The 407-nt window shown below is 74.7% G+C and carries 1 pseudogene; it reads right to left on the bottom strand.

The annotated features are described in order from the left end of the window. Positions 1-148 precede the first annotated feature (148 nt). Positions 149-407: pseudogene (locus G3I42_RS20535) on the bottom strand (septum formation initiator); the annotation flags it as partial.

Below are 407 nucleotides of genomic sequence, written 5' to 3'. Positions count from 1 at the left end.
GCCCCGGCCCCCATAGCGGTCACGCCTCCCGCCCGAGCCCGCGGCTCTGCCCGTACCCCCGCCTCGGCCCGTACCCCGGCCTATGCCCCCGCCCGTGCCGGTGTCCGCCGCCGCCGTCCGCGTGGTTGCCATGGATGCGCCCACCCCCTCAGTCGGTTCTGCCACGGCCGGCGGTCTCGCCCCGCCTGCGCGGGCGGCCGATCGAGCCGCGGTCGCCCCGGTACTTCTCCCGGCCCGCCTGGGCGGCGGGGAGCTTCACCAGGCCCAGCTCCCCCGCCAGCGCCCAGAGCGCCTGCTTCACCACGCTCTTCTGGTCGAGTTCGTGCATCCGTCCGGCATCGACGGCACTCTGGAGTTCCTTGAAATTCGCGGGAATCGACGTTGCGGCGAGCCGGGTCCCGGTGATC

The organism is Streptomyces sp. SID11385 (genome assembly GCF_010548245.1).
Lineage (GTDB): Bacteria > Actinomycetota > Actinomycetes > Streptomycetales > Streptomycetaceae > Streptomyces.
Note: the sequence above shows the minus strand (reverse complement) of the source record. Positions and strands in the feature narration are given on the sequence as shown.